The sequence below is a fragment of the Microbacterium sp. genome (genome assembly GCF_031988965.1).
Classification (GTDB): Bacteria; Actinomycetota; Actinomycetes; order Actinomycetales; family Microbacteriaceae; genus Microbacterium.
This window is the reverse complement of sequence record NZ_DALZXX010000247.1, coordinates 1-2,457: the sequence shown is the minus strand read 5'-3', so window position 1 is coordinate 2,457 and position 2,457 is coordinate 1. Positions and strand designations below refer to the sequence as shown.

Here is a 2,457-nt window from a genome sequence, read left to right as displayed (position 1 = left end):
CCGAGCGCGGCGGCGACCCGCCCCAGAGCCCGAGGCGACATCGACAGCGAGGTGACGCCGAGGCCGATCAGCACGGGTGCGAGTGACGGATCGGCGGCGGCCTCTCCGCACACGCCGACCGGGAGGTCCCATGCGCGGCCGGCGGCCCCTGCGGCACCGATCAGACGCAGCACCGCGGGCTGCCACGGGTCATTCAGGTCGCCGAGCTCCCCGAGCATCCGATCCGCCGCGAGCGCGTACTGGGCCAGGTCGTTGGTGCCGATGCTGACGAAGTCGACGACCTCGAGCATCTCGGATGCCAGCAGAGCCGCCGACGGGGTCTCGATCATGACCCCCACCGTCGCGAGCCCCGCAGCCCGCGCTCGCTCCGCGAAATCGTGTGCTTCCTCGACCGTCGCGACCATCGGCGCCATCACCTCGACGACCGCCGATTCGGCCTCGGCGGCGATCGCGAGGGCGCGCAGCTGATCGTCGAGGAGATCGGGCGAGCGACGGGCGATGCGCAGACCTCGCACCCCCAGGGCCGGGTTCTGCTCGGAGTCGTCGTTCGCGAAAGGCAGCGGCTTGTCGCTGCCCGCATCCAGCGTGCGCACGACCACCCGACGCCCCGGGAACGCGGCGAGAACACCGCGGTACGCCTCGACCTGCTCGTCGATCGACGGCGTCTCGACCCGATCGAGGAAGCAGAACTCGGTGCGGAAGAGTCCGACGCCTTCTGCCCCCCCCGCAGCCGACGCGGCAGCGTCGGAGGCACCGCCCACGTTGGCGAGCAGGGCGATGCGTCGGCCGTCGGCCAGCACGCCCGCTCCCGCGAACGGGATGTCGATGCTCGCTGACCTCGCTGCGGCGACGCGGGAGTCGCCCGGATCGATCTCCACGGTGCCCCGCGAGCCGTCGACGAGCACGTCGACCCCCGCAGGTGTCCCGGTCGCACCGGGAACGCCGACCACCGCGGGGATGCCGAGCGAGCGCGCGATGATCGCGGTGTGCGATGTGGGTCCGCCCTGCTCGGTGACGAGCGCGACGCAACGACTGCCGCCCAGTGCCGCGGTGTCGGCGGGCGAGAGATCGGATGCGACGAGGACGAAGGGGTGGTCGTGCTCGGGGATACCGGGCAGGTCGACCTCGAGGATCTCGGCGATGATGCGATCACGCACATCGCGGATGTCGGCCGCCCGCTCGGCCATCCGCCCACCGAGAGCCGCCAGGCCCTGCTCATGCACGACGGCAGCCTCCCAGACCGCACGTGCGGCCGTGCGCCCCTCGACGCGCACCAGCGCAGAGGCCTCGGAGAGGAGCTCAGGGTCGGACGCGAGCAGGCGCGAGGCATCGAGAATGTCTCGCGCCTCACCGATCACCGTCGAACTCCGAGCCCGCAGGTGATCGGCCACGGCCACGGAGGCCCGCTCGATCGCCGACACCTCGCCCTCCCGTCTCGCCTCAGGGACGATCCCGTCGGCGTCCGGCTCCTCGAGTGGCGCTGCAAGAAGCACCACAGGCGCGACCCCCACTCCCGCGCTCACTCCCCGCCCCCGCAGGACCGAGCCGGATGACACCGGCGGAACGATCGCCGTCGACGCCTTCGGTCGCGTCTCCGGTCGCGGTGCGGGGGGCATCGCCGTCGCCGGCTCAGTGTCCGTTCCCTCGCCGAATCCATCGTCGAAGAGCGTGGCCACGCGCTCCACGGCGCTCTCGGCGTCCGGCCCCGCCGCGGACAGCTCGACCTCGTCGCCCTGTCGAGCCCCGAGCATCAGCATCCGCGACAGACTGGCCGCTGACGCGCCGGGCCCGTCCGGCAGCAACCGGAGTCGCACGTCCGTTCCGCCGGACGCCTCGGCGATGAGCGCCGCCGGACGCGCATGGATGCCGAGCGGGTTCTTCACCGCCACCACGCGCACGACGGCATCCGGGCGATGCTGTGGGCGGTCCTCGGCTGACATGTCGACGCTCGCATCTCCGAGCTGCCCGGTCTTCGCGCCGAGGGCTGCCGATGCCTCCTGGGCGACGACCGCGAGCGATCCGCCCGCCGCCGCGAGCTCGTCGATCGCCGCAGCCACCGCGACCGCATCCGTTCCGAGGATCGGCGTGCCATCGGCATCCGATCCCGCACCGGCGGCCACCCGCACCCGGGCTCCCCCACCCTGAACCATCTGCAGGGCGAGCTCCAGCGCCGCCTCCCCGAGTCGAGCACTGTGGGAGACGGCGACGATGCCGATCATCAGGACGATTCCGCGGTCGCCTGCGCGAGCGTCTCGAACAGCAGCGTCGTCGACGCGGACCCGGGGTCGAGGTGACCCGCGCTGCGCTCTCCCAGATAGCTCGCGCGCCCCTTGCGGGCGACGAGAGGCAGAGTCGCGTCGCGGCCGTCAGCCGCCGCCTGAGCTGCCGACTGAGTCGCCGCGCCGAGGCCAGCGAGAGGCCGGCCGCGAAGGCGCTGAAGCTCGGCACCTCGAACGG

Annotated in this window: 2 protein-coding genes; both read right to left on the bottom strand. The window is 72.7% G+C overall.

Annotated elements, in window-relative coordinates:
- Positions 1-2,219 (bottom strand): phosphoenolpyruvate--protein phosphotransferase (gene ptsP / locus RTM68_RS18320; protein WP_312173728.1); only part of this gene is annotated, 2,219 nt, incomplete at its 3' end.
- On the bottom strand, positions 2,219-2,457 hold a 239-nt coding region (locus tag RTM68_RS18315), incomplete at its 5' end, for a DAK2 domain-containing protein (RefSeq protein WP_312173726.1). The genes ptsP and RTM68_RS18315, both read right to left, overlap by 1 nt.